The organism is Microbulbifer sp. TYP-18 (assembly GCF_040932045.1).
Classification (GTDB): Bacteria; Pseudomonadota; Gammaproteobacteria; order Pseudomonadales; family Cellvibrionaceae; genus Microbulbifer.
In genome coordinates this window covers 279,475-305,474 of the sequence record NZ_JBFRBC010000003.1, presented here as the reverse complement: position 1 = coordinate 305,474, position 26,000 = coordinate 279,475, and the positions used below count along the sequence as shown (strand labels likewise).

Sequence of the window (26,000 nt, the reverse complement as noted above, 5' to 3'; positions counted from 1 at the left end):
TTTCTCATTATCAGAGCTCGTTGTGCCCAATGCTCAAAAAAGCACCGCCAGTATCTGAACAGAGTCGAAACCCGTAAACCGGATTCCCTTCTCAGCGCTTTGAATCAGGTATCAATCAGCCAACGTGGGTACAGGAATCCCTATGCGGTGCGAAAGCGGGTGAAAAACAGTCCTTATCGCTTTAGTCGGTTCGAGGCAATTCATTGTCCCGATACCAAAAACGGCCGCCGTCGCGGGCCTCACTGACCCGGAGCCCCGAATCGTCACTCCAGAGAAATGTCACCGCACCACTGTCGGCAGTGTTGAACACCCGCGCCCCGGCCTGGACATAGCGCGTCACGACTTGCGGGTGGGGGTGACCGAAGTGATGCCGGAAACCGGCACTGAAGACCACATTGCGCGGCCTGGCCCACTGAATAAATCCATCGGAAGATGAGGTACGGGAACCGTGGTGGGGAGCGACCAGCAGATCCACGGGCCCCGGGGGCGGAATTCGCCGGACCATCTCTCGTTCAGCCGCCGCGGAAATATCGCCGGCCAGCAGCACGCGAACACCCCTCCAGTGTGCCAATGCCACACAGCTGTGATCGTTGATTTCACCGCTTATTTCAGCCGATCGCGGCCACAGCCACTGGATGGACACCGGACCCAGCCGCTCAGTCCTTCCCGCCAGGCACTGGGAGCCGCCGACCCCCAGTTGGCGGGCCAGCTTATGGGCAAGGGCACCGGGCGCCACCAGCCGGTCCAATCGCAGTTCTGCAGCGAGCCCCCCGGCACCCCCCGCATGGTCATTGTCCCCATGGCTGATGATCACCGTATCCACCGCCGTAAAGCCTGCATCGACCACATGAGGAGCCACTATGGCGCTGCCCGAATTCCAGCCGCCGGCGGTGCTTGGTCCCGCGTCGTAAACCAACAGGTTTCCGCCGCCGCGCAGCACCACCGCCAGGCCCTGCCCCACATCCAGCACCGTCACCGCAAACCGGTCTCTGTCCCGCACGCCCGCAGCCAGCTGCGGCACCAGAGGTGCCGCCAACAGCACTATTACCAGCCAGCCCATCACCCGTCCCGGAAACCCTCGCGGCAACAGCAATAAAAGAATGGCCACCGCCGCCAGGAACAATGCTGATCCCTTGTGTGGCGCAACCATCACCCACCAGCCGGGCCACAGATCCCGGCCGGCACTCAGCAGATCCATCAGTGCCTGCAGTTGCTTACCGGCAAAACCGAGCAGTACATTGCCCGCTGCTGTGTCTCCCAGCAGTGTGCCCGCCATGATCGACGGCAGTATCGACAGACCCATCCAGGGAATCGCCACCAGGTTGAGCAGCAAACCGTTGAAGCTGAAACCGGAAAAATAGACCAGTGAAGGCAGCAGCAGGCTAAGCCCCACCACCCACTGGCTGCGGCACAACCCAAAAAAAGTTTCCCGCAGCCGCCAGGGGGTCTTGTCCGGCGCCGGCGCGGCACTGATCTTCCAGCGTCCGACAAAGCTGAGTAACAGCGCACCCACCGCCAGAAAAGAGAGCCAGAAACCCGCGCTGAAAAATGCCAATGGCTGAATGGTCAGCACCATGGCAAGCGCAGCTGCATAAGCCAGCCCCGCGGAGATACGACGGCGCCAACACCATCCCAGCAATAACACCCCGGTCATCACCAGTGCCCGCTGCGCGGACAGTGGTGCACCCGCCAGCAAGGTGTAGGCCACCGCCGCAGCCAGAGCCAGCCCGACGGGCCACGCCACCGCCACTCTGCCGGTCACAAGGCCGAAACAGCGACCCAGCAGGGTGCCCAGTGCCAGGAACAGTCCCGCCACCATACCCACGTGGAGCCCGGAGATGGCCAGCAGGTGGGCCGTGCCCGTGTGACGCAACAGCATTTTGTCCTCCTGGCCAACGCCGCTGCGGTCCCCCAGCAACAGCGCCGCCAGCAGGTCACTGCGCGGCAGCTGGCGCGTCCACAACCGATCACGGATCCTCTGCCTAAAATCATCCAACCCGGATCCGGCGGCCATCAGCTCTGGTGCTTTATCCCCAGCTCTGACATAGCCGGTGGCAAAAACACCCCGCTGCAACAACCAGCCCCCATAATCGAACCCCTGGGGGTTCACACTGCCCCGCGGCCGCTTCAATCGCACAGTCAACCGCCATACACTGGCTGCGCGCATCGAGGAAAGCACCTTGTGCGGTGCCCGGTACCAGGTCAAATCCAGCAGGGCTCCCGGAGGCAGCCCCTGTCCGCCCCCCACGTCCATGCCAAGGACCCGTGCGCTAAAACGCAGATCCGGGTTTTGCGCACCGTTCTCCGGCGCAGCGCCAGCCTTTCCATAGTGGTGACCGGGCAGGGATACCAGGCGTACAGAGAGCGTGAAATCAGAGCCGTGCTGACTGGGAGGCAGGCGCTGGTCCAGGGCCCGCTGGTTGTGCCAGACACTCCAGTAAAAGCCAGCGGCGAACACCAGTACGACAGGAAGAATTTGCCGCCGCCACGGCAACATCAGGGCCACAATCCCCAGCACCAGCCCCATAGCCAGCACCAACTGGATTTCCGGCAACGCCGGCAAAGACCCCGCCGCCACTATGCCCGCCGCATAGCACCACAGCAGCTGGCCACAACGCAGCGACCAGCCCCTTTCAATATCAAAACCAATCCTGGAGATTGTTGGATTCATGCCCTGGAGGGCCCTGATGTTGTCCGTTCTTTTGCTTCCTTGTGCCAGAAGAGGCAATGACTTGTAAAGCCACCGGTGAGCACAGTTTACGTGCGAAAGGGCCGCAACAACTGTCTTAGCTGTCCAAAGTAATATCCATGGTCATAAAGACTTAAGAAAATTGTCTTTTTTAACGTGTTTGTAATATTTCACCCGGAAAATCCGCAGCCATTCGAGCCATGGTGGGAATTTGAAAGACAAACCACCAGCCCGATTCCAACACCATAAACTTTGCGAGATGACCGATGAAAAAGACTGCTATCTCCCTGGCGATCGCTGCCGCGGTCCCGGCCTCACTGGCGTATGCGCAAGATGACGCACAAGCGGTTCAGCTGTACGGCAAAGCCAATGTCACCTTCCAATCCGCGGACGAAGGCGATGGCGCCAATACGGATATAAAGAGCAACGCCTCGCGTCTGGGCGTCAAAGGTGAGCTGCCCCTGGACAACGGCCTCAAGGGTATCTACAAAATGGAGTATGAGGTAGACGTCGACGGCGAAGAGGACGTCTTTAAGCAGCGCAATATCTACGCTGGCCTGGAAGGTGGCTTCGGCCAGGTGATCGGCGGCAAGTTCGATACACCGCTGAAAGTCGCACAGAAAAAAGTCGATCTGTTCAACGACCTGGAAGGCGATATCAAAAGCCTGATCACCAGAAGCGACAACCGCGAATCCAACAACCTGCAATACACTACACCGGCCTTTGCCGGCGTCAAAGTATCCGCTGCCTACATAGGCCACCAGGGTGAAGAACTCTTCGACGCAGACGGTGAGCCCATCGGCACCCGCAGCGACGGCACCTCTGTCTCTGTGGCTTACGACAACGAAGGTTTCTATCTCGCCTACGCCTATGACCAGAATGTGGAAGCCAATGACTGGTACGTACAGCGTATGGTGGCTCAGTACAACCTGGGCCCGGTACAGGTAGGCGCCCTGTTTGAAGAGCAGGAAAAGGCTGACGGCAGCACCCAGAACGGCTGGCTGACCTCGGCTGCCTACAAGATCAATCAGTGGACCTTGAAGGCCCAGTACGGCCAGTCCGACATCGTCAGGAACGACGGAGAAACCTACAGCCTGGGACTGGACTACAAACTCTCCAGCGCCGCCAAGGTGTTTGGTTTCTATACCGATGAAACCGCTGCCGACGACTATGATCGTTCCTACTTTGGTATCGGTACAGAGTTGAAATTCTAAAATTAAAACCGGTGCTAAAAAACTGACGAAGAAACAACAGTAACCGACCGAAAACCGGTCAAATCCTACCGGCCAACGGCACCCAAACCGGTTTCGGCGCGGGTTTGCAGCGCACTTTGTCCGCAAACCCGCTTCCCTCTATCCCCCCTACTCTCTTGTTAAACCGGCAACCTGTTTAGTTGTAGGTTTAACAACCCCAGTTTATCTGGGAGCCAGTTCGGATTACGCCCACATCCACCGTTCCGAAAGGTGCATAAGCTGATATACGTAGCTTGCAGGAATGTTGAATAACAAGGCTGGCTGTTTTTAACCAGTTCCGCAGCACAGCCCAAGTAGCGTCACAAGCGGGGCTTTGCCTCGAATTAATCAGAGGCTCCCTTACAACGATGTAAAGACGCCTGCTAAGAACTTACAGCCGGACCACTCCAACCGTCCGCTACCGCTGGTAGCCAGATCAAAGAAGTACGCCACCTGCTGCAAGTATAAATATTGAGGTATTGAGAAATTGGGCCTTGAAAGAAAAGTGTCTGGATACAAGTCACTAAAGCAGAACAGCTTACAATTACATCGCGCGCTGTCCGCATGTGCTTTGACCATACTGCATAAAATACCAAAACGTAAGTTGAGCCATGAAGAAAACCTGTTAAACTTGGATATATATGCTGTTTACAACGAAAGTGATCAGATACTAGCCGAAAAATCGCACACTCTAACTGTTACTTTGACTGGAAAAAATTGTGAGAGGGCAACGAGGAAATACAGGCAGCTATAAAATAGCATGTGTAGGGGTAGGGTAGTAGGTAATTGGATTTCTAATTAGCACGGAAGTATCAAATTAGTATGATAACTTGACAACTGGAGAAATTTTCAAGAATTCACGCAGAGTTGCATACGAAAGTATAATCAGCATAATAGTGGTCACTTTAAAGAGGCCTCCCTGATGAACTTAGCGATGCCTTGGCGCAAACTGTGAGGTCACATGGAAAAGTGCTCCACGAAGAACAGGTTTGGCTATCCTTGAGGAGCAGAGCAACGCAATTCAAGTAGCTCCACAGGTCCGCCCTAGGGGGCTTTACGTTGAATTAATCGGGGACGGAGTAAGTATTTCAATTGGGTTTTAATTATACTGTAGGCATTGAAGAAACAAGAGACACGGAATCACTCGCTATTAACTTTCAGCCCGATGCTAAAGTGATTAACAACTAAGATTGCCAGGAAAAAATTTACGCAAAAATTTCTGAAATTATTTATTTTCGGCGACTCAAAAATTAACTAGACACCAAGGCAGATTAAGCTATAGAAAAAATAATGGCTGAACGGATTCATATGACGCATATAAATTAACGCTCTCTTCTTGGTTGTACTATATAGGGTAAATTAATTGAATATGTCTGAAATTCATCTAATGCGTGAAGTCCTTAACTGAACAATCAATTTTATGGCTTGACTATGGTCAAACAAGGCGTTAGGTGCTTCAGTAAAAAATACTATTCAGATTTGGATTTGTTTTACAAATAATTCCTCTAGGATATTTTTAACTATTTTTAAGTTTCCAAAAAAAATCTGACGTTAAATATTAAGAATTCTTTTTATCTATGAATTTCTATTTTGTGACAAGAATTACTTTCCCACCCATTGCCAGAAAGACTCCCGAAGATAAGCATACAAAGCATAATCATAGATTTTTATAGAATTAAATTTTAATAAGGCTTGAGAATTTCCATGTTTTTCCATATGGCTTAAAGAAAAGATTTTTTTCAAAGAATACAAGCCACAATAATTATTTAAAATAAAAATATGCAGGTGGAAGATATATAACTATTCAAGGAATATCGCTGTTTAAGGACTGGCACTCCAATTTGTAATTTAACTGCTAAATTATAGTCGCATATTGTGCATATAGAACAATTACTAAGAAAATACAAAATTGTCGAAATAAGGAATATCAGAATGAAAAATGTAGTTATTATTTTGTTAACTTTCATAGGATTATTTAGCAATCCCAGTTTTGCTCAAAAGGTCACAATCGCAATTGGTGATATCGAATACAGGGCAAAAGACAGCAGTGAAAATAAGATGTACAGAGCCTATGGAAAAGGTTCTAGGGAAGACACCCGTGCTTTTGTTGACATGCTTACAACCGCATTAGTAAAAACCAGAAAATTTGATGTTATCGAACGAGACAGAATGGCTGAAATACTAAAAGAGCAAGGCCTCAGCATGGAAGGCGTAGTAAATGGCGGGTATGAAGGTAATAGCTTCAATTTAAAGGGCGTAGACTATATTCTTACTGGTGCTATTACAGAATATGGCGAAACAGCAAAGGCAATGAAAGTCGCGGGGTTTGCAACAGGTAAACGAATAGCCAGCATGGCCGTTGATGTGAGGGTACTTGATGTTGCAAACGGCTCTATAGGATTTGCCGAAACAGTTAGGGCAGAATCAACGGGAAGCAACTCTTTAAATGTAACAGGGTTTGCTAGTGGTGGCGACAATAGCAGCGGAGCATTATTAGGTAAAGTTATGCGAGAAACCGCAACAAATATTACAAATTTAATTGTCTCCACAATATATCCGATTAAAGTTGTTGCCGTGACAAAAAATGGGGATGTAATGTTAAATTACGGCGACGGTTACCTGCAAGATGGCTACCAACTAGAAATTTATAACCAAGGAGAATCTTTTATTGATCCTGATACCGGTGAAGAACTTGGCAGCGAAGAAATATTAGTAGGGAAAGTCTCAGTTTTTAGTGCACAAGCCAAGTATTCCAAAGCTAGAATAATCGAAAAAACAGGGGATATTGAAAAGGGAATGATTGCCAGAGTCGTCAGCAAGGACAAGCCTAAGAAAAAGAAGACCAAAACAAAAAAACTTTGGTAAAAAAAATCTATAAAACAGGTAAAACCTGAGCTTTAATCACTTTCATGGACAGTTTTATTGTTCGTGAGAGTGATTCAGGAAAATAAAGCAGGGGCACCTCACTCTAGTTTACAAGGTTAAGTCGCAAAATCCCGAATAGTCCAGATTTTAAATCAGAAATACAGCAAAGCACTTCGGTACAAACCCTAGATTACTCAACGTGCCAACCATATTGCTCAAGTAGGCGATAAACGTAGCTGAAACGTACATAGTGGTAGAAGGTACAACTAATTTTCGAGTGCTAATATCAGGAACTATGTGAGGAACAGCCTGACTTATTTCCTGACACAAACATGCCAGTCGTCATTCAAATAACTAGCCTATCCATAAACTCATTCACTGACAATTGGTCGAAGCGCTGCGGCTCAGTCCATAGGGAAAGGATATTCTCGCAGCGATCCCTGGGCAGGCGGCTGGCAAGATTGCGACGGAACTTGGTGTGCAGTAATGGAATAGCTTCCTTTCTGCGCCGCCTGTGGCCCAGGGGGTATTCAATCTCCACCTTTTCGGTTGCGCTACCATCACTGAAAAATACCTGCACGGCGTTTGCGATAGACCGCTTCCGGGGGTCCAGGTACGCCTTTGAATATTCTTTGTCCTCGACGACCTGGAATTTCTCCCGCAGCCGGTCGAGTTCGGGATGCGCCTGATGGAAGCTGTCTTCGTAATGCTCAGCGGTGAGGTCGCCAAACAGCAGGGATACAGCGGTCATATATTGCAGGCAGTGATCGCGGTCGGCGGCGTTGCTCAAAGGACCTTCTTTGGAGATGATTCGCAGCGCCGATTCCTGTGTGGTAATAACCACCCTGTCGATGTCCCGAACTCTGTCTCTAACCTGCGGATGCAGCCTGACAGCGGCCTCACAGGCAGTTTGGCCATGGAATTCCGCTGGGAAGGAAATCTTGAATAAAATGTTCTCCATCACATAGCTGCCAAAGTCCGGCGAGGCGCCCTGTGGAAATACGAACTGTCGCTCCGGCACTGGCTTTATTTTCTGGTCGGCGTTGGTTTTGCTGAACAAGACATCGTAAAAACCCCAGGCCCCAGTGGAGAGCACTGCGGGAATTCCCATTTCCCCGCGCATGGTTATATCTGCCAGCTGCACGCCACGGGCACTGGCATCCCCAGCGGCCCAGGATTTGCGCGAGCCGGTGTTGGGGGCGTGGCGATAAGCGCGCAGTGCGCCGCCATCCGCCCAGGCCTGGGAAACCGCTGCCATCACCTGATCCCGATCGCCCCCCATTAACCTGGCCGACACCGCGGCCGAAGCAACCCGCACCAGCAGTACGTGATCCAGCCCGACCCGGTTAAAGCTGTTTTCCAGCGCCAGTACTCCCTGGATTTCATAGGCCCGGATCATCGCATCCAACAGGTCCCGCATGGTCAGCGGTTGATCCCCGCCGGCAACCTGTTTTTGTGCAAGGTAATCACACAGAGAGAGAATCGCACCCAGGTTGTCAGAGGGATGTCCCCATTCGGCAGCCAGCCAGGTGTCGTTGAAGTCCAGCCAGCGCACAGTACAACCGATGTCCCATGCGGCCTTTACCGGGTCCAGCCGAAACCGGGTGCCGGGCACTCTGGCGCCACCCGGCACCACTGTGCCCTCTACCACCGGCCCCAGCAGTTTGGCGCATTCGGGAAAATTGAGGGCCAGCAAGCCACAGCCGATGCTGTCCATCAGGCAAAGGCGCGCGGTAGCAAAAGCTTCATCGGAATCGATTTGGCAAGCCACCACATAGTCGGCGATTGCCTGGATCACCCGATCAAAGGCCGGGCGGACGTTTTGATCGGCATTGCTGTCCATAGCTTTCCCTGCGAGAGATCATCCATAGGGTATTATTAACCCGGCACCTCAATAAACTGCCGGTTTAGGGCCCGTTGACACTAGGGCCTGTTCACACTAACGGAATTGGCCCTGTTGTGACAGAAAAGGTGCCAATCGAGGCAAGAGGAGCGCAGTTTGGTTGTTCCAAATGAGCGACGAGCAACGAAGAGTGGCGCCTTTTCCGGCACAACCCGAAGGGCTGCCCCTGGATTCGCGCCCTGCGGCGTTAGAAATTGCTTATGTGGACCCACCACACTCCGCAATTCCTGCCATGCAGGTCACAAAACCTGAAGCAGCAGGGCTATCTCAGTTAGTGTGAACAGGCCCTAATAGCATAGATATTAGTCGGGCAACCGAGAGACCTTGTAGGCCTGTTGCCGTGATTAGCCGGCAGATTGCTGGTACGGACAGGGAGATACGGTTCGCAAACTTGATTTATTGTGGCGGGTTTGTGGGCATACCCCACAAACCCAGACTGAGAAAACCCGGGAGCTCAACAAGCAGCTGTTAACCCGGCAACTAAAATAAAAGTTTTGCCGCCCTAACTGAAGCTACCTTCCGGCACCCGCACCCAGCCCTCCATCAACACTCTTGCGCTGCGACTCATCACAGCCTTGGTGGCGGTCCACCGGCCGCCCTGCTCTTCCGCTTCGGCACCCACACACAGGGTTCCCGACGGATGTCCAAAGCGCACTGAACTGCGCTCGCCACCGCCAGCAGCAAGATTCACCAGGGTGCCGGGTACGGCGGCAGCAGTGCCTATGGCCACGGCGGCCGTGCCCATCATCGCATGGTGCAGTTTGCCCATAGACATTGCGCGCACAAGCAAGTCTATATCCTCGGCATCCACTTTTTTGCCGCTGGATGCCACATAGGTTTTCGGTTGCGCCACGAAAGCCACTTTGGGGGTATGCTGGCGATTGGCCGCCTCTTGCACCGAATCGATCAGCCCCATGCGCACGGCACCATGGGCGCGTATGGTTTCGAACATCGCCAGCATCTGTTTACTGCCATTGATGTCCTGCTGCAATTCAGTGCCGTCACAGCCAATATCCGCCGCATTAATAAAAATGGTCGGTATCCCGGCGGAGATCATCGTCGCCCGCAGGCTACCGAGCCCCGGCACCACCAGTTCATCCACCAGATTGCCAGTGGGGAAAATACCGCCGCTGCCATCCGCCGGGCGCAAAAATTCGATCTTCACTTCCGCCGCCGGAAAAGTGACGCCGTCCAGTTCAAAATCTCCGCTTTCCTGCACTTCACCATTGCTGATGGGCACATGGGCAAGGATCGATTTGCCGATATTGGCCTGCCAGATACGCACACAGCATATACCCTGCTGCGGAATCCGCGCCGCATCCACCAGGCCGCTGTTGATGGCAAAAGCGCCCACCGCCGCGGTGAGATTGCCGCAGTTGCCGCTCCAATCCACAAATGGCTTGTCGATGGCGATCTGGCCGAACAGGTAGTCCACGTCGTGCTCTGGCTCCGAACTCTGCGCCACAATCACCGCCTTGCTGGTGCTGGATGTCGCGCCGCCCATGCCGTCGGTGTGCTTGCCGTAGGGATCGGGGCTGCCGATCACCCGCTGCAGCAATGCATCCCGTTCCGGACCCGGCCGGCGCGCGGCTTCCGGCAGATCCTGCAGGCGAAAGAAAACACCTTTGCTGGTGCCACCGCGCATATAGGTGGCGGGAATTCTTATTTGCGGGGTGAATTGCGACATCAGACCTGCGCCTCCGCTTGCAGAAAATCCTGGGCAAAGCGTTGCAGTACGCCGCCCGCCTCGTAGATGGTAACCTCCTCCGCCGTATCCAGACGACAGATCACCGGCACTTCCACACTTTCGCCATCCTGGCGCCGGATCACCAGGGTGAGCCGTGCGCGCGGCCCGCGGGTACCGATAACATCGAAAGTCTCGGTGCCGTCTATGGCCAGCGTGTTGCGGCTGGTGCCCGGCTCAAACTCCAGCGGCAGGACTCCCATGCCGATCAGGTTGGTGCGGTGAATACGCTCGAACCCCTCGGCCACAATGGCTTCAACACCGGCGAGACGCACGCCCTTGGCGGCCCAGTCCCGCGAAGAGCCCTGGCCATAATCGGCGCCGGCGACGATGATCAGCGGCTGCTTGCGCTCCATATAGGTTTCGATGGCTTCCCACATGCGAACCTCTCGACCCTCCGGCTCGATACGCGCCAGGGAACCCTGCTTCACCCGACCCTTGTGGTCGCGCACCATTTCGTTCAACAGTTTGGGGTTGGCGAAGGTGGCGCGCTGGGCCGTGAGGTGATCGCCGCGATGGGTGGCGTAGGAGTTGAAGTCCTCTTCCGGCAGCCCCATCCGCGCCAGGTACTCACCGGCGGCACTGCTGGCCAGGATCGCGTTGGATGGCGATAAATGGTCAGTGGTTATGTTGTCGCCCAGCACCGCCAGCGGGCGCATGGCCTTCAGATGGCGGGCACCGGCCAGGGCGCCCTCCCAGTAGGGCGGGCGGCGGATATAGGTGCTCCTGGGGCGCCAGTCATACAGGGGTTCGCCCCGCTCCTCCCCGCCCTTGTCCAGATCGAACATGGGGATATAGACGCTGCGGAACTGCTCCGGCTTGACACTCTGCGCGACGATTGCATCTATCTCTTCGTCGCTCGGCCAGATGTCTTTCAGAGTGATCGGCTTGCCGTCCGCATCCAGCCCCAGCGGATCCTTCTCGATGTCGAAGCGAATAGTACCGGCAATCGCATAGGCCACCACCAGGGGTGGAGAGGCCAGAAACGCCTGCTTGGCATAGGGGTGGATGCGGCCATCAAAATTGCGGTTACCGGACAGCACCGCGGTGGAATAGAGGTCGCGGTCGATGATCTCCTGCTGTATGTCCGGGTCCAGCGCGCCGCTCATGCCGTTACAGGTGGTGCAGGCAAAAGCCACCACACCAAAACCCAGTTGCTCCAGTTCCGGCAGCAGGCCGGCCTCTTGCAGATACAGTTTGACCGTCTTGGAACCCGGCGCCAGGGAAGATTTTACCCAGGGCTTGCGGGTCAGGCCGAGTTTGTTCGCGTTGCGCGCTATAAGGCCGGCCGCGATCATATTGCGCGGATTGCTGGTGTTGGTGCAGCTGGTAATGGCGGCAATGATCACGGCACCATCCGGCATTTGATCCCGCTTTTCCTCCCAAGCTTGGGCGATGCCGCGCTTTGCCAGCTCCGCCACCGGCAGCAGCGCATGGGGGTTGGAGGGACCGGCCAGATTGCGCTCTACAGAGGACAGGTCGAACTTGAGCAGGCGCTCGTATTCCGCCCCCGCCAGCGCGTCTGCCCAGAGACCGGTTTCCCTGGCGAAACTTTCCACCAGTGCCACCTGTTGATCGTCCCGGCCGGTCAGCCGCAGGTAGTCGATGGTCTGCTCATCAATAGCGAACATGGCCGCTGTGGCCCCGTATTCGGGGGTCATATTGGAAATAGTGGCGCGGTCACCCAGAGACAGATTGGCGGCGCCCTCGCCGAAAAACTCCAGGTAGGCGCCCACCACCCGCTGGCGGCGCAGAAATTCCGTCAGTGCCAGCACCAAGTCGGTTCCGGTGATACCGGGCCCCAGCCTGCCACTCAGCTCCACCCCGATAATATCCGGCAGGCGCATATAGGAAGCGCGACCCAACATGACACTTTCGGCCTCAAGACCGCCGACACCGACGGAGATCACGCCCAGCGCATCCACCATGGGCGTGTGGCTGTCGGTACCCACGCAGGTGTCGGGAAATGCGATACGCTTGCCATCCCCGTCCTCCCGCACCTGCACTACGGGAGACATCTTTTCCAGATTGATCTGGTGCATGATGCCGTTGCCCGGCGGAATTACGTCGACGTTCTCAAACGCCGTCTTGCTCCAGTTGATAAAGTGAAAACGGTCCTCGTTGCGGCGCTCCTCCACCGCGCGGTTTTTTTCGAAGGCGTCGGTATCGAAGCCGGCGTATTCCACCGCCAGTGAATGGTCGACGATCAACTGGGTGGGTACCACGGGATTAACCTTGGCCGGGTCGCCACCCCGCTCCGCAATCGCGTCCCTCAGGCCGGCGAGATCCACCAGTGCCGTCTGCCCTAGAATATCGTGGCACACCACGCGGGCCGGAAACCAGGGAAAATCCAGCTCGCGCCGGCGCTCGATAATCTGCCGCAGACTGGCGGTGAGTGCATCCGGTTCACAGCGGCGCACCAGATTTTCCGCCAGTATGCGCGCGGTATAGGGGAGTCTGGCATAGGCCCCCGGCTGAATGGCGTCCACCGCGGCACGGGTGTCGAAATAGTCCAGCTCCGTGCCGGGCAGGGATTTGCGATATTTGCTATTCATAAGTTGGTCAATCAGTCGAGTACTGGAAGGTAGGCGAATCGGGGGCTTCTGCCAACATTAACCCGGCATTAGTTGCCGGGTTAATAACATGGCCGGGCGGAATGGTCTTCACCGGTTTGCGATGAACGCCCTGTAGGGAATCTCTCAGCCCCGGTCGGCGATCGGTACCACTCTGCGCAACTCAGGGCCGATATACTCGGCACTCGGCCGGATAATACGGTTGTCGGCACGCTGTTCGAACACATGGGCGGCCCAGCCGGTGACCCGCGACATGACGAAAATCGGCGTAAACAGTTTGGTGGGGATGCCCATAAAGTGGTAGGCGGAGGCGTGGAAGAAATCCGCGTTGCAAAACAGCTTTTTCTCCCGCCACATCACCTCTTCACAGCGCACCGAAACCGGGAACAGAACTTCATCGCCCACATCCGCCGCCAGTTTTTCCGACCACTGTTTGATAATGGCGTTGCGCGGGTCGGACTCAGTGTATATCGCGTGGCCGAAACCCATGATTTTTTCCTTGCGCTGCAGCATCCCCAGCAGCTCCTGCTCCGCTTCGTCAGCGGAAGCAAAGCGCTCGATCAGTTCCATAGCGGCCTCGTTGGCACCGCCGTGCAGCGGGCCCCGCAGGGAACCGATAGCACCGGTAATACAGCTGAACAGATCTGAAAGGGTCGATGCACACACCCGCGCGGTAAATGTGGAGGCGTTAAATTCGTGCTCGGCGTAGAGAATCAGGGATACATTCATCACCTGTTCGTGCAGGGCGTTGGGTTTTTCGCCAAGCAGCATGTGCAGGAAATGGCCACCGATGGAGTCGTCATCGGTCTCGGTTTCTATCCGCACACCATTGTCATGGGTAAACCGATACCAGTAACAGATGATGGACGGGAATGCGGCCAGCAGCCGGTTGGCTTTTTCCTGTTGCTGGGCGAAAGACTCCTCGCCCTCCAGGTTGCCCAGCATGGAGCAGCCGGTGCGCATAACATCCATCGGGTGCGCATCCGCCGGGATCCGCTCCAGCACATCCTTCAGCGCCGCAGGCAAGCCGCGCATCCCTTTCAGCATCCTCTTGTAGTCCGCCAATTGCGCGCTGGTGGGGAGTTCGCCATAAAAAATCAGGTAGGCGACCTCTTCGAACGCACAGTGCTCAGCGAGATCCTTCACATCGTAGCCGCGGTACGTGAGACCGGAGCCGCTTTTCCCCACTGTCGACAGGGCAGTCTTGCCGGCAACCTGGCCGCGCAGGCCCGCTCCCTCCAGTTTTTTTTCAGCCATCTCTAGTTCCCCTTTTCCATTGATTCCTGTGAAGCGCTCACTTGCAAAACAGCTCGTCGAGTTTTTGCTCGAATTCGTGGTAGTTCAGATAATCGTAAAGTTGCTCCCGGGTTTGCATAGTATCGACGACCGCCTGCTGGTCCCCGTTGCGCAGAATTTCAGCATACACATTTTCCGCCGCGCGGCTCATGGCGCGGAAAGCCGACAGCGGGTAGAGCACAATATCGGCTCCGGCCCCGGCCAGCTCTTCGCAGTTGTAAAGCCGGGTTTTACCGAACTCGGTAATATTGGCCAGAATCGGCACTCCGAGGGCATCCTTAAAGGCGCGGTAATGCTCCAGCTCGGTGACTGCTTCGGCAAAGATCCCATCGGCGCCGGCTTCGATGCAGGCCTGGGCGCGCTCTATGGCTGCTTCCAGTCCCTCCTGGGCGAACGCATCCGTACGCGCCATAACGAAAAAGTCATCGTCGGTGCGGGCATCCACCGCCGCCTTGATCCTGTCCACCATTTCCCCTTTGGAAACAATCTCCTTGTTGGGGCGGTGACCACAGCGCTTCTGCGCCACCTGGTCCTCAATATGCACCGCCGCGGCGCCGGCGCGAATCATTTCCTTTACGGTGCGCGCTATATTAAAGGCACCGCCCCAGCCGGTGTCGATATCCACCAACAGCGGCAGAGTGCTGGCAGCGGTAATACGGCGCACGTCTTCCAGCACATTGTCCAGGCTGGTCATACCCAGGTCCGGCAGCCCATAGGAAGCATTGGCCACGCCGGCGCCGGACAAGTATATCGCCTTGTGCCCTATGCGTTCCGCCATGATGGCGCAGTAAGCGTTGACAGTGCCTACCACCGGCAGCGGATGGCTCTCGGCAAGAGCGCGCCGGAAACGCGCACCGGCGGATATTTGCAGACTCATAAACTACCTCAACTTGTGTTCTATGTTTTGACGCGAGGCGCGAATATGGCGGCGCATGAGAATTTCCGCCAATTCACCATCCCCTCCCTCAATCGCCTCGATGATATGACTGTGCTCTCGGAATGCGCTGCGGGCGCGCGGGCTGGCCATACCCAACTGGTAGCGATACATTCTGACCCGGTAATAGAGCCGGTTGCAGAGGGTGTCCACCAACAGGTCATTGCGCGATGCGTGCACTATACGAAAATGGAAATCAAAGTCGCCCTCGGGCTGGAAATAGGCAGTACCGGCCTGCAGCTCCTCCTGTTGTTCATGGCGGGCGAGCATATGGCGCAGATCAACCAGATCCTCTGTGGTGCGCTCTGCGGCGGCGAGGCGACAGGCCATACCTTCCAGGGCCTCGCGCACCTCGTAGAGTTCCAACAGGCCCCGCTCGCTCAGAGTCACCACCCGGGCACCCACATTGACCCGGCGCTCCAGCAGTCCCAGGGACTCCAGGCGCATCAGTGCCTCGCGCAGGCTGCCGCGGCTGGCGCCATACCTGCGCGCCAGTTCCGGCTCGCTGATCTTGCTGCCGGCGGCAATACGCCCTTCCACTATCTCGCCGCGCAGTGTGACGAAAAGCCGGTCCGCGAGACTCGACTCCCCTCCCTGCGCCTGTGACAGCTCCTGCATCTACTGGGGTCTCTCCAGACTTTTCACGAAATTGTCGACAATATTCAAGGAAGCGGACAATAATCCACAAAATTTGCCCAGTCAATGGCAAAAAATCGCTCTAATTGTTGACAAAAAGGGGCTGGGGATGACTTGCCGGGGAATAGTAGTTTTATCCCGACCATCTGGGCATAATAGCGCCCGCAGCGCCACCCCCACCGGGTGGCCAGCCGCAATCTATCCTATAAATCCCGTGTTCAAACATTGCGGGGTGATGGTGGAGTGCCGGAGAGAGGCAGGCGACCCCAGGGTTGCCTGCCCGGTGTGCCCGGAACACCAGTGATATTGGCCGTCGGTTTCGCGGAATCAGTGACGTTATGCCGAAAAGTGTTATCAGGCGCTGGCTGCCAACTCCCGAGCAGGTCCGGGCCAGCAAAGGCCTGGGGTTTCTCGGCGCCCTGTTGCACGATCCAAACCTGTTTCACCTGAACCGCCACTCGGTATCCGTGGCCTTTGCCGTAGGCGTCTTCACCAGCTTTCTGCCCCTGCCCGGGCAAATGGTCATAGCGGCACTATTGGCACTGTGGTTTCGCTGCAATCTGCCCCTGTCGATGCTGCTGGTATGGATCAGCAATCCGGTAACCATACCGGCGATTTTTTACAGCACATACAAGCTGGGGGCCTGGATACTGGGCACTCCGCCACTGGACTTCCGCATGGAACTCTCTCTGGAGTGGCTGACCAACGAGGTGGGAAAAATCTGGCTGCCACTGTTTTTTGGCTCACTTCTGGCGGGAATCTTCTTCTCCACCCTGGCCTACCTGGGGATGCAGGCACTCTGGCGCTGGCAGGTGATTAAACGCTGGAAACTGCGCCTGAAGCGGCGTGCGGCCACAGGCTGTTAGCCTGCCTAAGTATGGCCGCTGTGATTGGACGGGGGCAGATGCACCCGGTTCCAGCAGTGGGCGACGAGGGCGTAATAGGACAAAAAGAACATTATCATAGCCACAAACAACAGGATCAGTGCATCAATCAGCACGCCTTTTTTCAAAAACAGCAGCACCGATAACCAGGACCAGAAGAACAGCGGATAGAGGAGCGCACAGCTAAACAGGCGAAAACGGCCAAAAGCGCTGCCTTCATTGGGACGCAGAAAGGGGAAGGGCCACCAGAAGATCTCCACTCTGTGTATTACCGCCATAAATCGTGCAAACTGCATCGGCTTCCCCCCAATACCCGCAAAAGTCCGCGGTTTTGCTCCGCGCAATGTTATTGTTCGTTGCGCAGCGCCACCGCCGGCTGAACCCTGCTCGCCTGCAGTGCCGGATAAATGGTCGCGATCAGGCTCAGCAGAAAGCCAGCCCCCACCACCAGTGCGACATCGCCCCAGTGCAGTTGCGACGGCAGATAATCCACTGGGTACACATCCGACTTGAGGAACTGAATACCAAACAGGGACTCAAGCCCCGCCACCAGGTCCGTGACAGCCAGGGAACCCAGTACGCCCAGCAATCCACCGACCACCGCGCCCACCAAACCCACCAGTGCACCCTGGCTGACGAAAGTGAGCAGGACTTCGCCGGTACTGGCGCCCATTGTGCGCAGGATGGCGATATCACTGTGTTTATCGATAACCACCATGACCAGGGTCGACACCACATTGAATGCGGCGATACCGATGATCAGCAACACCAGCAGACTCACCAGATTGCGCGACATCTGAATGGCCTGGTAGAGGTTGCCGTGGGTACGGGTCCAGTCGGTACCGTAAAAATCCTGTCGCGGAAGCTCGCGCAGCAGTTCCCTCAGTACCCCGTAGGAGCCCAGCATATCCTGCAGACGCAACTGCACACCGGCGCCGGCAACGCCACCGGCCAGCGACCGGGCCTGGGACCAGTCCACCAGTGCGAGGCTTTGATCCAGTGCAGTTCCCGAGTGAAATATGTCGACAACGCGAAACCCGGCCAGGTGCGCAGCGCGGCGTCCGCTGCCGGCACCGCCGTCACCCGGCACTATCAGCGATAGATGCTCACCCTTCTCCACCCCCAGCTTGTCGGCAATACCGCGCCCGAGGATCACACCCGGATCTGCATCACTCATCAGGCCTGCCAGGCTTTCCGGCGCCAGGAAGCGGCTTATGTTGGAAACCCCGGCAATGGTGTTGGGGTTGATCCCCTGCACCAGCAGTGGCGTCACCTGGCTGCCTTTGCGCGCCAACGCATTGACCTGCCAGACCTCCGCGGCGGCAACCACATCCGGGGACAGGGCCAGCTGCTGCCGCAGAGACGGCCAGTCAACTTCCCCGCTGGCGTTATAGATGGTCGCATGGGGCATGATTCCGAGGATGCGATCACGCAACTCGCGATCGAAACCATTCATGACCGACATCACCACGATCATCAGCGCCACTCCCAGCACCAGTCCCAGCATGGACAAGCCGGAGATAAAGGAAACCAGCCCACCCGAGTCATTCCCCCGCCGCCGGGCACCCGCATAACGCAGGCCGACAAAGGCCGGCAGTGGCCTAAACACGGTCGCCCTCGTGCCAGCTGCTTTCCAGCCGGCCATCCACCAGGTGCAGGCACCGGTCCAGAGATGCCGCCAGTTCCGGGTCGTGAGTCACTATCACAAAACTGATCGACAGTTCGCGGTTCAGCTCTTCCATCAAACTGTGTATCTCGCGGCCTGTGGCCCGGTCCAAATTGCCGGTGGGTTCATCCATCAATACACAGGCGGGTCTTGTGACCAAGGCGCGCGCTATCGCCACCCGCTGGCGCTCGCCGCCGGACAGTTGCGCCGGCTTGTGCTCCAGCCGTTCACCCAGACCCACCGATCGCAGCATTTCGGCCGCCTCCCGCCGCGCGCGCGCGACCGACGCCTTGCCGATGAGCAGCGGCATGGCGACGTTTTCCAGCGCGGTAAACTCCCCCAGCAGATGATGAAACTGGTATACGAAGCCGAGTTCGCTGTTGCGCAACCAGCCGCGCTCATTTGCATTCAGGCTGGCGAGATTGCGCCCCGCCACCCAGACTTCGCCCGCAGTGGGGGTGTCCAGTCCCCCGAGCAGATTCAGCAGGGTCGACTTTCCGGACCCCGAAGCGCCCACAATGGCCAGTTTTTCGCCGCGCTGCACCAACAACTCCACATCCCGCAGTACCCGTAGTTCGTTGCTGCCCTGGTGATAGCTTTTGCGCAGTCCGCGGCATGCCAGCACCGCCGCATCCGCCTGTGCTTCAACCGGGGCTGCCTTTTCGGTATCCAATTCCACTTGGCTGTTCATCTCCAGACCTGTTGTCTATTCATATCGCAAGGCCTCCGCCGGTGCTATCTGCGCCGCCCGCCAGGCGGGAAACAAGGTTGCCACCAGACTCATCAATACCGCCGCGCTCAATACCATAAGCGCATCGCCGGCGCGGAATTCCGATGGCAGGAAGCTGACAAAAAACACGCGGGGATCAAAGATCTTGGCACCCAGCAGGTTCTCCACCCAACTGACCATGTCAGTGAGGTTGAAGGCAATAAGGATACCCAGCAAAGCCCCGCTGACCGCACCGATAATACCTATCGCACTGCCCTGCACCACGAACACCGCCATAATCTGCCGCGACGTCATTCCCAGGGTGCGCAACACCGCGATATCGGAGCGCTTGTCGGCCACCATCAGTACCAGCGCCGATACGATGTTGAAGGCCGCCACCGCGACGATGATCATCAGCATCAGCGTCACCACCGTCTTTTCCATTTTTACCGCCTGGAACAGGCTTCCCTGGGAAAGGCTCCAGTCCTGCCCCTCGAAACCCTCACCAAGCTGACTGGCGTACAATGACACCCGGCCCAGTGCATTGTCCATGTCGTCAAAGCGCAACTGCAGACCCTGCACCTTACCGGGCATGCGCAGCAGGCGCGCCGCGTCGTCGATGTGCATCAGCGCCATATTCTGATCCACCTGGGCACCGACAGAAAAAATGCCCACGACGGTAAAGCGCTTTGTGCGGGGGAAAATACCGGCCGGCGTCACCGTCACCTCCGGCAGTGTCAGCACTACCGAATCTCCGGGGATAACATTGAGCTGGCCGGCCAGTAGGCGTCCCAGCACTATGTTGTAGCTGCGGGGTTGCAGGGCGTCGAGATCTCCCATCACGATATTGTCCCCCACTGAGGACACCTTGCGCAGAGCTTCCGGGTCCACCCCCTGGAATTCCACCCCGTGGCTGGTGGCGCCGGATCCCAGCAGGGCAAAACCGCGCACGAATGGGCTGGCCGCCACCACATGGGGCTGCTGCTCCAGCTTAGCGGCCGGAGTGCGCCAGTCCCGCAAGCCGCCCTCCCGCTGCACAAATCCGTGCGGTACCACGCTGAGGATGCGCGTCTTGAGTTCCCGGTCAAAGCCGTTCATCACCGAAGTGACGACGATCAGTGCCATTACGCCGAGTGCCATACCCAGCAGGGAAAAACCGTTAATAAAGGAGATGAACTGCTGTCGACGGCGCGCGGAAACATAACGCAGGCCAATGTAGAGAGAAACAGGCTTTAACATAAAGACGATTTAAGCGGAAAAGTGCCAAGAAATCCAAATATTTGTTGTTCCCGTAGCTCTTCTGCCGGCCAAACTTCACTTGCGGTTGTATTCGCCCAGCTTCGCCTGCAGGCGCGCCAACGAGTCCGGAGTCCAGCCGACAGGGTCCGTCAGTGCCCGCCAGGCGCGGGTATAATCAGCCGGGTCATAGCTGTGGCCGAATCCGGCCGGCGCTATGCCCGCGTGCATATCCGCGGCCAGCTGCAACATAGTCACTATGGGATACCACTGCAGATCCGGTGAAACATCCGGGGCCCGGGGCTCCAGCATCCAGGCCGGCTTGCGATAGAGCGATTCCGGGGCAAAGAAAACGATCGGATCGCTGCCGTGTTGGAGGTAGGCGATACGGAAACTGCCCCAGGGCACCTTGCCCGACTTGTAACCCCCATACTGATTCCCGAAGCGCACCACCGCCCCGCCACGAAATTGTGGCAGCCAGGCCGGCGAGCCGGGATCCCGGTGCGCGGTGACCTCTCGCCAGGTATTGCTGCGAAACGGCGGGCCGGTCCAGAGTGCTCCCTGAAACGGCTCATCGATGATGTCATATAGATCGAAGGAACGATCCGAGTTGAGTGCACCCAGGCTGAGCCCAAACAGATACAGCTTTGGCCGTCGCTGTACCGGCAGAGTTCGCCAGTGGCCATAAACAGCCCGAAACAGAGCCTGCGCCGTCTCAACACCATAGGCCCCCTGTGTCATCAAGGCTATGGGGCTGGGCAGATAGGAATACTGTGCCGCGACGCTGGCGATGTCCCCTCTATGCAGGAACTCCACTGAATTGATCGCCCCCGGATCCACCCAGCCGGTGCCCGTGGGGGTGATCAGCAGCAATAGCTTGCGGTCAAAGCCCCCTATCCGCTTCAGCTCATCCAGTGCCAGCCGGGCCCGCTGGTCGGGCGTAGCCGCCGCATTCAGCCCCACATACACCCGGATTGGCGCCATAGCTCCCGGCGCCACCGCCTCAATGTCCTCCACCGTGGGCCCCAGAGCCAGATAGCGCCGTCCCTGGTGTCCCATATCCTGCCAGCGCAGCAGGGAGTCGGCCCCGCCCGGCAATCCCGGGTCCGCCGGAGCGGGAAGGTCCGGCTCCTGGCGGGCATCCAGACGTTTATAGACGGAATCCACCCCCCGCAGCGCCGCCGGCAGCAACAGGTCACTCACTGCAGCCCAGAATAAAGAGAAAGCCGCCAACAGTCCCACCAATAACGCAACACGCCGGGGAATCAATCGCTCTAACACGGCGGACAAGAATAGAAATGTGCGCCGAAACAACCGTGCGATCAGCAGCAACACTACAGACACCAACAGGGCGACCCAGGCGATGGTCAGCGGCCGTACGCTGGACGCCATTTCCATACCCATCAGAGCCCGCACAGAGTTCTGCCAGTTACCGGCCTGCACCAGAAAACCCACCGCCAAAACGCCGCAGACGACAACTACTGTGATACAGAGCCACTGCCGGGTACGGTCGCCGGGCGCCGGCATCTGCAGGTAAGACCACAGCCAGGCCAAAAAAGCGCCAACACCGTAACCCGCCACCCAGGACAAGCCGGATATGACCCCCTGGACCGTGCCAGTGCGGGGGATAAGAGATGGGGTCAGGGAAAGCGCAAAGAAGATGCCGCCCAGCAGCAGTCCAAGGATGGAAAAATGGATTCCCACACGCATCCGCAACTGCCCCAGGTTGAAGACTGATCTTCAGCCTAGCACACTGCAGGCACCTGCCTGCTGTCGGAACCGATGCACTGGAAATAAAGGAACGTGAAGAATTCCAGGTGTTATGGCGAAAAATCTGCTTTAATGGCCCATCCGTCAATAAATACTATCCGGAGAAGAAAAGATGCTCAGCAAAGCCGGAACCCTCATTGCCGCTACAGCCGCCCTGCTTCTCGCAGCTGGCGCCCAGGCGGAGACCATCGAGGTGCCGGTGGGCGCCCAGGGCGACGACATCCCCGTTGAGCAGTTGCGCGGCCTAAACAAGCACCAGGTCAATGCGCGCCTGGGAGAACCAGTGACTATCCAGGGGCCGATCGGCGAACCGGCCATCACCCGGTGGGAGTATGCCGATTTCTACGTATACTTCGAGCGGGATATGGCGCTGCACACCGTGAAAAAACACCGCGGCTGAATTTAGGAAGCAAAACAGAGACCGCCGGCCCGCCTCGACATGCCCCCGAATCACAGCAGCGCCCAATCCACCGGGATTCCGGACAAGGGCGCACTGCCTTATACAGGATCCAGCAGCTTGTCCGGATGATCAAAATTCTGCCAATTCCACTGTTTGACTAATTTATGCGTATATCCGCGGCGCGGTCCAAACATCAGCATGGAGAGTTTCGGCAGTTTCGTCAGCACCGACAGGTCCTTATCCTCAACCACCGTTCTTGTACCCGCAAAGGAAAACGCCTTCAGGGATTTGATATTTTCCAGGGGTGCCAGGCTTTTCAAGGGGCCGCTATCACTCAAATCCAAAACCTCCAACTCGGGAAAGGACGCCAAAAAGTCCAGTTCATAAAGTTCTGGTGAGCCGGAAATCGCCAGTTTTCTGAGCCCTTTTTGGCTAGTGATTGCGGCAAAATCCTCCAGCTTTTTGCAATTCAAAAGACTGAATTCCACAAGCTCCCCTTCGAAATCCTCCATCCAGGCCAGGGACGGCATGGGCGAATTACCGATGGTCAGGGAGCGGGCAGCTTTCAACTTACACAGCAGGCCATAGTCCTTTAACCTCAGCTTATCGAAATATGCCTGCCGCAGGCTGGACGACTGCAAAATACTCTCCGCCCCCCGCCACCAATAAAGATAGCAACGCTGTAGCTCCGAAAATACGGTAAAGTCCACCGCATCAGTCACAACACCTGTCACACTGAGCTGTTGCAGAGAGCGGACACCCTCGATAGCCTTGAAATTTTCCAGTTTCGGGCAGAGGATATCAATCTCTTCAATTCCGTCGAGGTCTCTCAAAAAATCGAAATTGCTTTGGTCCCAACCCTTTGCCGAGTTGAAATACAAAGCCTTGACCGCATGCTTTCTGATATAGCCCCTGTACTCATCAGACCAGGCGGTCTTAACAAAAATCCCCTTTCTCCCCTTTGAGAGCGGATCATTATAGGGATTCACTACGATATCAGTATCCATTACTCAGTCTCCAACCCCACCCGCAATAAACCCGAAAATCCATCAGTACCCAGCGCCGCCAGATTATCACAATCGCCAACCACATTTCGTGAACGCTAAAATCCAATATAATAATCACTGTCTCGCTCCTCACCACCAGGCTTTCCATCCCTGCCGTATGCCCATAATTTGGATGGAGGTCCATCTACTCCAGAGCTAAATTCAAATTCCCTCCCCCAAGCATCTAAGAATATTGCTTGATCTTTCCCTTTTAAGCCTTCCAGTCTCAGCAATTGCTTTTGCCAATTAACTTTGGAGGGCAATCTCCCATTTTCTTCACTGTAGATATTTATAAATTGGGACAACACCCTCATGCTCACTCGGTCAAGCCTTTGCATTGCAACTTCAGCAGGTTCTTCGTCTATAACGGAAGGCGTGAGCAGTATGGAAACCCCAATAAAAAATATCAAAAAACTGAAATTTTTATGATCTTTTTAATATTCCTCATGCAGCTATCACCCTTGCCCTTAAGCAAGCATATTTCTTAGCATCTGAATTATGAACCTTTGAAATGCCATTACCCACAAATTCTTACAAAAGCAACAAGAACAAGTTTCATAGTTTGCGACTGCTATTTTAGAGTCCCACAGAGAGCCTCAATTCAATTTTTCCTCTTCAGAAAAGTCACCCCAGCACCTATCCTGCAGTGCTCCCTCGGGATAATACAAGTAATAGCAAACCTGGACGTGTTTACCTGTATTATTCTCCGATAGCCACTGATAAATTATCGCTGCCCACACCTATCTCAGATCTGATTCGTCTTTGCTTACACTTTGATAAAGCAAGAGTGCAACCCTTTCCCAATATTATTTAATTAATAGCGAGATCTATTTGACATTGCATTATTTCTATATTGCTTCCAAATTGTTGCTTAAACCAAGTCAAGTATCAGAAATATTTCCGGTAGAAATAGTGTCCGGAGAGAGACATAGACAAGCTGTGGAATGAACGCACAAATATCGAATCTGCGGTTGAAGCGATATTAGAATTTCACGAGATAACGCTACGTATATTTTGGCAGTTTCCAGCGGCAAGTGCTGCGCAATACGCTCTTTAAAATGGAGAGACCGCAAGTACGTCTCGAAAGTCTGGTTACGACAACAGAAACTGGAAGCTCAACACGCAGCTTGAAAGAAGCCGCTCAAAGAAAAGTGCGAAAAATATTTACACTACCCTCTTTCCTTACTATATTCTGGGCAAGAAAAAAAATAAACTAGGAGAGTTCCAATGTCTTTCCATTCCCTTGCCGCTTCCGCCAGCGCCCTCCGAATCCCGCTCCTCGGTCTGCTCCTCTGTGCCGGTAAAGTGAGCGCCATGACTTTCTCGCTCCATGGTGGGCCGAGCCCCACGGCGCCTCCCTTCGCTTCACCGACCATCGGCTTCGGGCCGCCCGCAATCGATGACACGGATATCTTGAGCCCCGGCAGTCTGGGAATTCTGCCGACCGTCTTCGCGACCGGTGTCTCGCTCGGCTTCCCGCCAGCCGGCTACCCCAGTCCCGCCGACGACCTCGACGCCTTCACCTACGGCCGCCCTGTCACCTCGCTCGGGTCGATCCACTTTTCGGTGGACTGGTTCGCTGCGGGCACGCCCGGCACCCCGCCAGACGTTCAGAGCGAACTCTTCGCCGCCCAGGCGCCCGCCGATATCTTCACCTCACCCGTCGGGCCGCCGATTAACCCGCTGTTCATCAACCAGGATGCCCTCGGCCTGATCCCGGCGATTCCAGCGGGTGCACCCTTCATGGGCTTTGCGAACGACAACATCGACGGGCTCGACCTGTCGACCACGCCGCCGGGTGCCGGTTTCCCGCTTTTTAGCGTGCAGGCCGCCAATTCCTTCGGAGTCAGTGGCGCCGACCTACTCGCGCCCGGTGTCGGTGTGGTAACCACGGCTGCGACGCTCGGCCTCACGCCCACCGATGACATTGACGCGCTGCACTTCGACACCGTCACGGGCGACATCATCTTCTCGCTCACGCCCGCCTCACCGTCGCTCGGCACCATACCCAACCCGACCTGCGTCGCCCCTCCTCCCATGCCGGGCTCGTGCAGCGCAGCCGACGTCTTCGTCGCCCCCGGCGGAACGGGGCCCTTCGCACTGCTGATTCCCGCGGCGGCGATGGGCCTCGTGCCAGCCCCGCCGGGAGTCGGTGGTGGCGACGACATCGATGCGCTAGCCTTTTAGCCTTTCCCCGCGATCCCGTAGTAGCGCAGCGGGCCCCACTTGTCACCCCGCTGTAACAGCGGGGCGACAAGCAAGCTCATGGGTCAATCTCCAGGCATAAAAAACCCGCCTAAGCGGGTTTGTGTGGTGAAGTAAAATAGTACTTCAGGTCGTCTGTATATTCTGTATATATTGGCGCCCCCCTTAAACAGTTCCATTTACAGGCACAACTCCCTGGCCTTGCAGAACTG

The 26,000-nt window shown here is 56.1% G+C and carries 19 protein-coding genes; 5 read left to right on the top strand and 14 right to left on the bottom strand.

Annotation, left to right across the window (positions count from 1 at the left end; translation table 11 throughout):
• Nucleotides 1-181: 181 nt before the first annotated feature.
• Entirely contained in the window at nucleotides 182-2,671 is a 2,490-nt protein-coding gene (locus ABVT36_RS05670) for a DNA internalization-related competence protein ComEC/Rec2 (RefSeq protein WP_368455671.1), read from the bottom strand.
• A 284-nt stretch (nucleotides 2,672-2,955) separates the two neighbouring features.
• On the opposite strand from ABVT36_RS05670, the gene ABVT36_RS05665 reads away from it, so the two are divergent.
• Both ABVT36_RS05665 and ABVT36_RS05660 read left to right on the top strand, forming a co-directional pair.
• Nucleotides 2,956-3,903, top strand: a complete 948-nt coding sequence (locus ABVT36_RS05665; RefSeq protein ID WP_368455670.1) for a porin — start codon at nucleotides 2,956-2,958, stop codon at nucleotides 3,901-3,903.
• Between the two features lie 1,950 nt (nucleotides 3,904-5,853).
• On the top strand, nucleotides 5,854-6,786 hold the full coding sequence (locus tag ABVT36_RS05660; RefSeq protein ID WP_368455669.1) for a CsgG/HfaB family protein: 933 nt from the start codon (nucleotides 5,854-5,856) through the stop codon (nucleotides 6,784-6,786).
• A gap of 346 nt (nucleotides 6,787-7,132) precedes the next feature.
• On the opposite strand, the gene ABVT36_RS05655 is transcribed toward ABVT36_RS05660, so the two are convergent.
• The 6 genes from ABVT36_RS05655 to ABVT36_RS05630 form a co-directional block, all read right to left on the bottom strand.
• Nucleotides 7,133-8,629 (bottom strand): bifunctional 2-methylcitrate dehydratase/aconitate hydratase, encoded by a 1,497-nt coding sequence (locus tag ABVT36_RS05655; protein ID WP_368455668.1) that lies wholly within the window; start codon nucleotides 8,627-8,629, stop codon nucleotides 7,133-7,135.
• 562 nt (nucleotides 8,630-9,191) lie between these two features.
• A complete protein-coding gene (prpF, locus tag ABVT36_RS05650; RefSeq protein ID WP_368455667.1) occupies nucleotides 9,192-10,376 on the bottom strand; it encodes a 2-methylaconitate cis-trans isomerase PrpF in 1,185 nt (394 codons plus the stop codon).
• Nucleotides 10,376-12,988: a Fe/S-dependent 2-methylisocitrate dehydratase AcnD gene (gene acnD, locus ABVT36_RS05645; protein WP_368455666.1), complete on the bottom strand. Its 2,613-nt coding sequence runs from the start codon at nucleotides 12,986-12,988 to the stop codon at nucleotides 10,376-10,378. Before acnD ends, prpF begins: the two co-directional genes overlap by 1 nt.
• Nucleotides 12,989-13,132: 144 nt before the next feature.
• The gene (gene prpC / locus ABVT36_RS05640; RefSeq protein WP_368455665.1) at nucleotides 13,133-14,263 is read right to left on the bottom strand and encodes a 2-methylcitrate synthase; all 1,131 of its coding nucleotides are present in this window, start codon (nucleotides 14,261-14,263) and stop codon (nucleotides 13,133-13,135) included.
• 37 nt (nucleotides 14,264-14,300) lie between these two features.
• Nucleotides 14,301-15,179, bottom strand: a complete 879-nt coding sequence (gene prpB / locus ABVT36_RS05635; protein ID WP_368455664.1) for a methylisocitrate lyase — start codon at nucleotides 15,177-15,179, stop codon at nucleotides 14,301-14,303.
• A 3-nt stretch (nucleotides 15,180-15,182) separates the two neighbouring features.
• Entirely contained in the window at nucleotides 15,183-15,854 is a 672-nt protein-coding gene (locus ABVT36_RS05630; protein ID WP_368455663.1) for a GntR family transcriptional regulator, read from the bottom strand.
• A gap of 356 nt (nucleotides 15,855-16,210) precedes the next feature.
• On the opposite strand from ABVT36_RS05630, the gene ABVT36_RS05625 reads away from it, so the two are divergent.
• Nucleotides 16,211-16,738 carry a DUF2062 domain-containing protein gene (locus ABVT36_RS05625; protein ID WP_368455662.1) on the top strand — a complete coding sequence of 176 codons (528 nt, stop codon included), beginning with the start codon at nucleotides 16,211-16,213 and terminating at the stop codon, nucleotides 16,736-16,738.
• Nucleotides 16,739-16,743: 5 nt separating this feature from the next.
• On the opposite strand, the gene ABVT36_RS05620 is transcribed toward ABVT36_RS05625, so the two are convergent.
• The 5 genes from ABVT36_RS05620 to ABVT36_RS05600 all read right to left on the bottom strand — a co-directional run bounded on the left by ABVT36_RS05620 (nucleotide 16,744) and on the right by ABVT36_RS05600 (nucleotide 22,077).
• Nucleotides 16,744-17,052 (bottom strand): hypothetical protein, encoded by a 309-nt coding sequence (locus ABVT36_RS05620; protein WP_368455661.1) that lies wholly within the window; start codon nucleotides 17,050-17,052, stop codon nucleotides 16,744-16,746.
• Nucleotides 17,053-17,102: 50 nt separating this feature from the next.
• On the bottom strand, nucleotides 17,103-18,365 hold the full coding sequence (locus ABVT36_RS05615) for a lipoprotein-releasing ABC transporter permease subunit (RefSeq protein ID WP_368455660.1): 1,263 nt from the start codon (nucleotides 18,363-18,365) through the stop codon (nucleotides 17,103-17,105).
• A complete protein-coding gene (gene lolD / locus ABVT36_RS05610) occupies nucleotides 18,358-19,113 on the bottom strand; it encodes a lipoprotein-releasing ABC transporter ATP-binding protein LolD (protein WP_368455659.1) in 756 nt (251 codons plus the stop codon). Before lolD ends, ABVT36_RS05615 begins: the two co-directional genes overlap by 8 nt.
• A gap of 15 nt (nucleotides 19,114-19,128) precedes the next feature.
• On the bottom strand, nucleotides 19,129-20,370 hold the full coding sequence (locus ABVT36_RS05605; RefSeq protein ID WP_368455658.1) for a lipoprotein-releasing ABC transporter permease subunit: 1,242 nt from the start codon (nucleotides 20,368-20,370) through the stop codon (nucleotides 19,129-19,131).
• A gap of 75 nt (nucleotides 20,371-20,445) precedes the next feature.
• Nucleotides 20,446-22,077, bottom strand: coding sequence for an alpha/beta hydrolase (locus ABVT36_RS05600; RefSeq protein ID WP_368455657.1), 1,632 nt, complete (start codon nucleotides 22,075-22,077; stop codon nucleotides 20,446-20,448).
• A 172-nt stretch (nucleotides 22,078-22,249) separates the two neighbouring features.
• Here ABVT36_RS05600 and ABVT36_RS05595 point away from each other — a divergent pair, with 172 nt between their 5' ends.
• On the top strand, nucleotides 22,250-22,537 hold the full coding sequence (locus tag ABVT36_RS05595) for a hypothetical protein (protein WP_368455656.1): 288 nt from the start codon (nucleotides 22,250-22,252) through the stop codon (nucleotides 22,535-22,537).
• 98 nt (nucleotides 22,538-22,635) lie between these two features.
• Here the strand turns inward: ABVT36_RS05595 and ABVT36_RS05590 are convergent, their stop codons facing one another.
• Together ABVT36_RS05590 and ABVT36_RS05585 are read right to left on the bottom strand one after the other, a co-directional pair.
• On the bottom strand, nucleotides 22,636-23,544 hold the full coding sequence (locus ABVT36_RS05590; RefSeq protein WP_368455655.1) for a leucine-rich repeat domain-containing protein: 909 nt from the start codon (nucleotides 23,542-23,544) through the stop codon (nucleotides 22,636-22,638).
• Between the two features lie 95 nt (nucleotides 23,545-23,639).
• Nucleotides 23,640-23,921, bottom strand: a complete 282-nt coding sequence (locus ABVT36_RS05585) for a type II secretion system protein GspG (RefSeq protein ID WP_367150815.1) — start codon at nucleotides 23,919-23,921, stop codon at nucleotides 23,640-23,642.
• Nucleotides 23,922-24,810: 889 nt separating this feature from the next.
• Between ABVT36_RS05585 and ABVT36_RS05580 the strand changes: the two genes are divergently transcribed.
• On the top strand, nucleotides 24,811-25,770 hold the full coding sequence (locus tag ABVT36_RS05580) for a hypothetical protein (RefSeq protein ID WP_367150816.1): 960 nt from the start codon (nucleotides 24,811-24,813) through the stop codon (nucleotides 25,768-25,770).
• The last annotated feature ends 230 nt before the right edge of the window (nucleotides 25,771-26,000 follow it).

Coding starts and splice junctions, on each gene's coding strand:
- ABVT36_RS05670 (WP_368455671.1), bottom strand. CDS start 2,671: ATGAATCCAACAATCTCCAGGATTGGTTTTGATATTGAAAGGGGCTGG.
- ABVT36_RS05665 (WP_368455670.1), top strand. CDS start 2,956: ATGAAAAAGACTGCTATCTCCCTGGCGATCGCTGCCGCGGTCCCGGCC.
- ABVT36_RS05660 (WP_368455669.1), top strand. CDS start 5,854: ATGAAAAATGTAGTTATTATTTTGTTAACTTTCATAGGATTATTTAGC.
- ABVT36_RS05655 (WP_368455668.1), bottom strand. CDS start 8,629: ATGGACAGCAATGCCGATCAAAACGTCCGCCCGGCCTTTGATCGGGTG.
- prpF (WP_368455667.1), bottom strand. CDS start 10,376: ATGTCGCAATTCACCCCGCAAATAAGAATTCCCGCCACCTATATGCGC.
- acnD (WP_368455666.1), bottom strand. CDS start 12,988: ATGAATAGCAAATATCGCAAATCCCTGCCCGGCACGGAGCTGGACTAT.
- prpC (WP_368455665.1), bottom strand. CDS start 14,263: ATGGCTGAAAAAAAACTGGAGGGAGCGGGCCTGCGCGGCCAGGTTGCC.
- prpB (WP_368455664.1), bottom strand. CDS start 15,179: ATGAGTCTGCAAATATCCGCCGGTGCGCGTTTCCGGCGCGCTCTTGCC.
- ABVT36_RS05630 (WP_368455663.1), bottom strand. CDS start 15,854: ATGCAGGAGCTGTCACAGGCGCAGGGAGGGGAGTCGAGTCTCGCGGAC.
- ABVT36_RS05625 (WP_368455662.1), top strand. CDS start 16,211: ATGCCGAAAAGTGTTATCAGGCGCTGGCTGCCAACTCCCGAGCAGGTC.
- ABVT36_RS05620 (WP_368455661.1), bottom strand. CDS start 17,052: ATGCAGTTTGCACGATTTATGGCGGTAATACACAGAGTGGAGATCTTC.
- lolD (WP_368455659.1), bottom strand. CDS start 19,113: ATGAACAGCCAAGTGGAATTGGATACCGAAAAGGCAGCCCCGGTTGAA.
- ABVT36_RS05605 (WP_368455658.1), bottom strand. CDS start 20,370: ATGTTAAAGCCTGTTTCTCTCTACATTGGCCTGCGTTATGTTTCCGCG.
- ABVT36_RS05600 (WP_368455657.1), bottom strand. CDS start 22,077: ATGCGTGTGGGAATCCATTTTTCCATCCTTGGACTGCTGCTGGGCGGC.
- ABVT36_RS05595 (WP_368455656.1), top strand. CDS start 22,250: ATGCTCAGCAAAGCCGGAACCCTCATTGCCGCTACAGCCGCCCTGCTT.
- ABVT36_RS05590 (WP_368455655.1), bottom strand. CDS start 23,544: ATGGATACTGATATCGTAGTGAATCCCTATAATGATCCGCTCTCAAAG.
- ABVT36_RS05585 (WP_367150815.1), bottom strand. CDS start 23,921: ATGCAAAGGCTTGACCGAGTGAGCATGAGGGTGTTGTCCCAATTTATA.
- ABVT36_RS05580 (WP_367150816.1), top strand. CDS start 24,811: ATGTCTTTCCATTCCCTTGCCGCTTCCGCCAGCGCCCTCCGAATCCCG.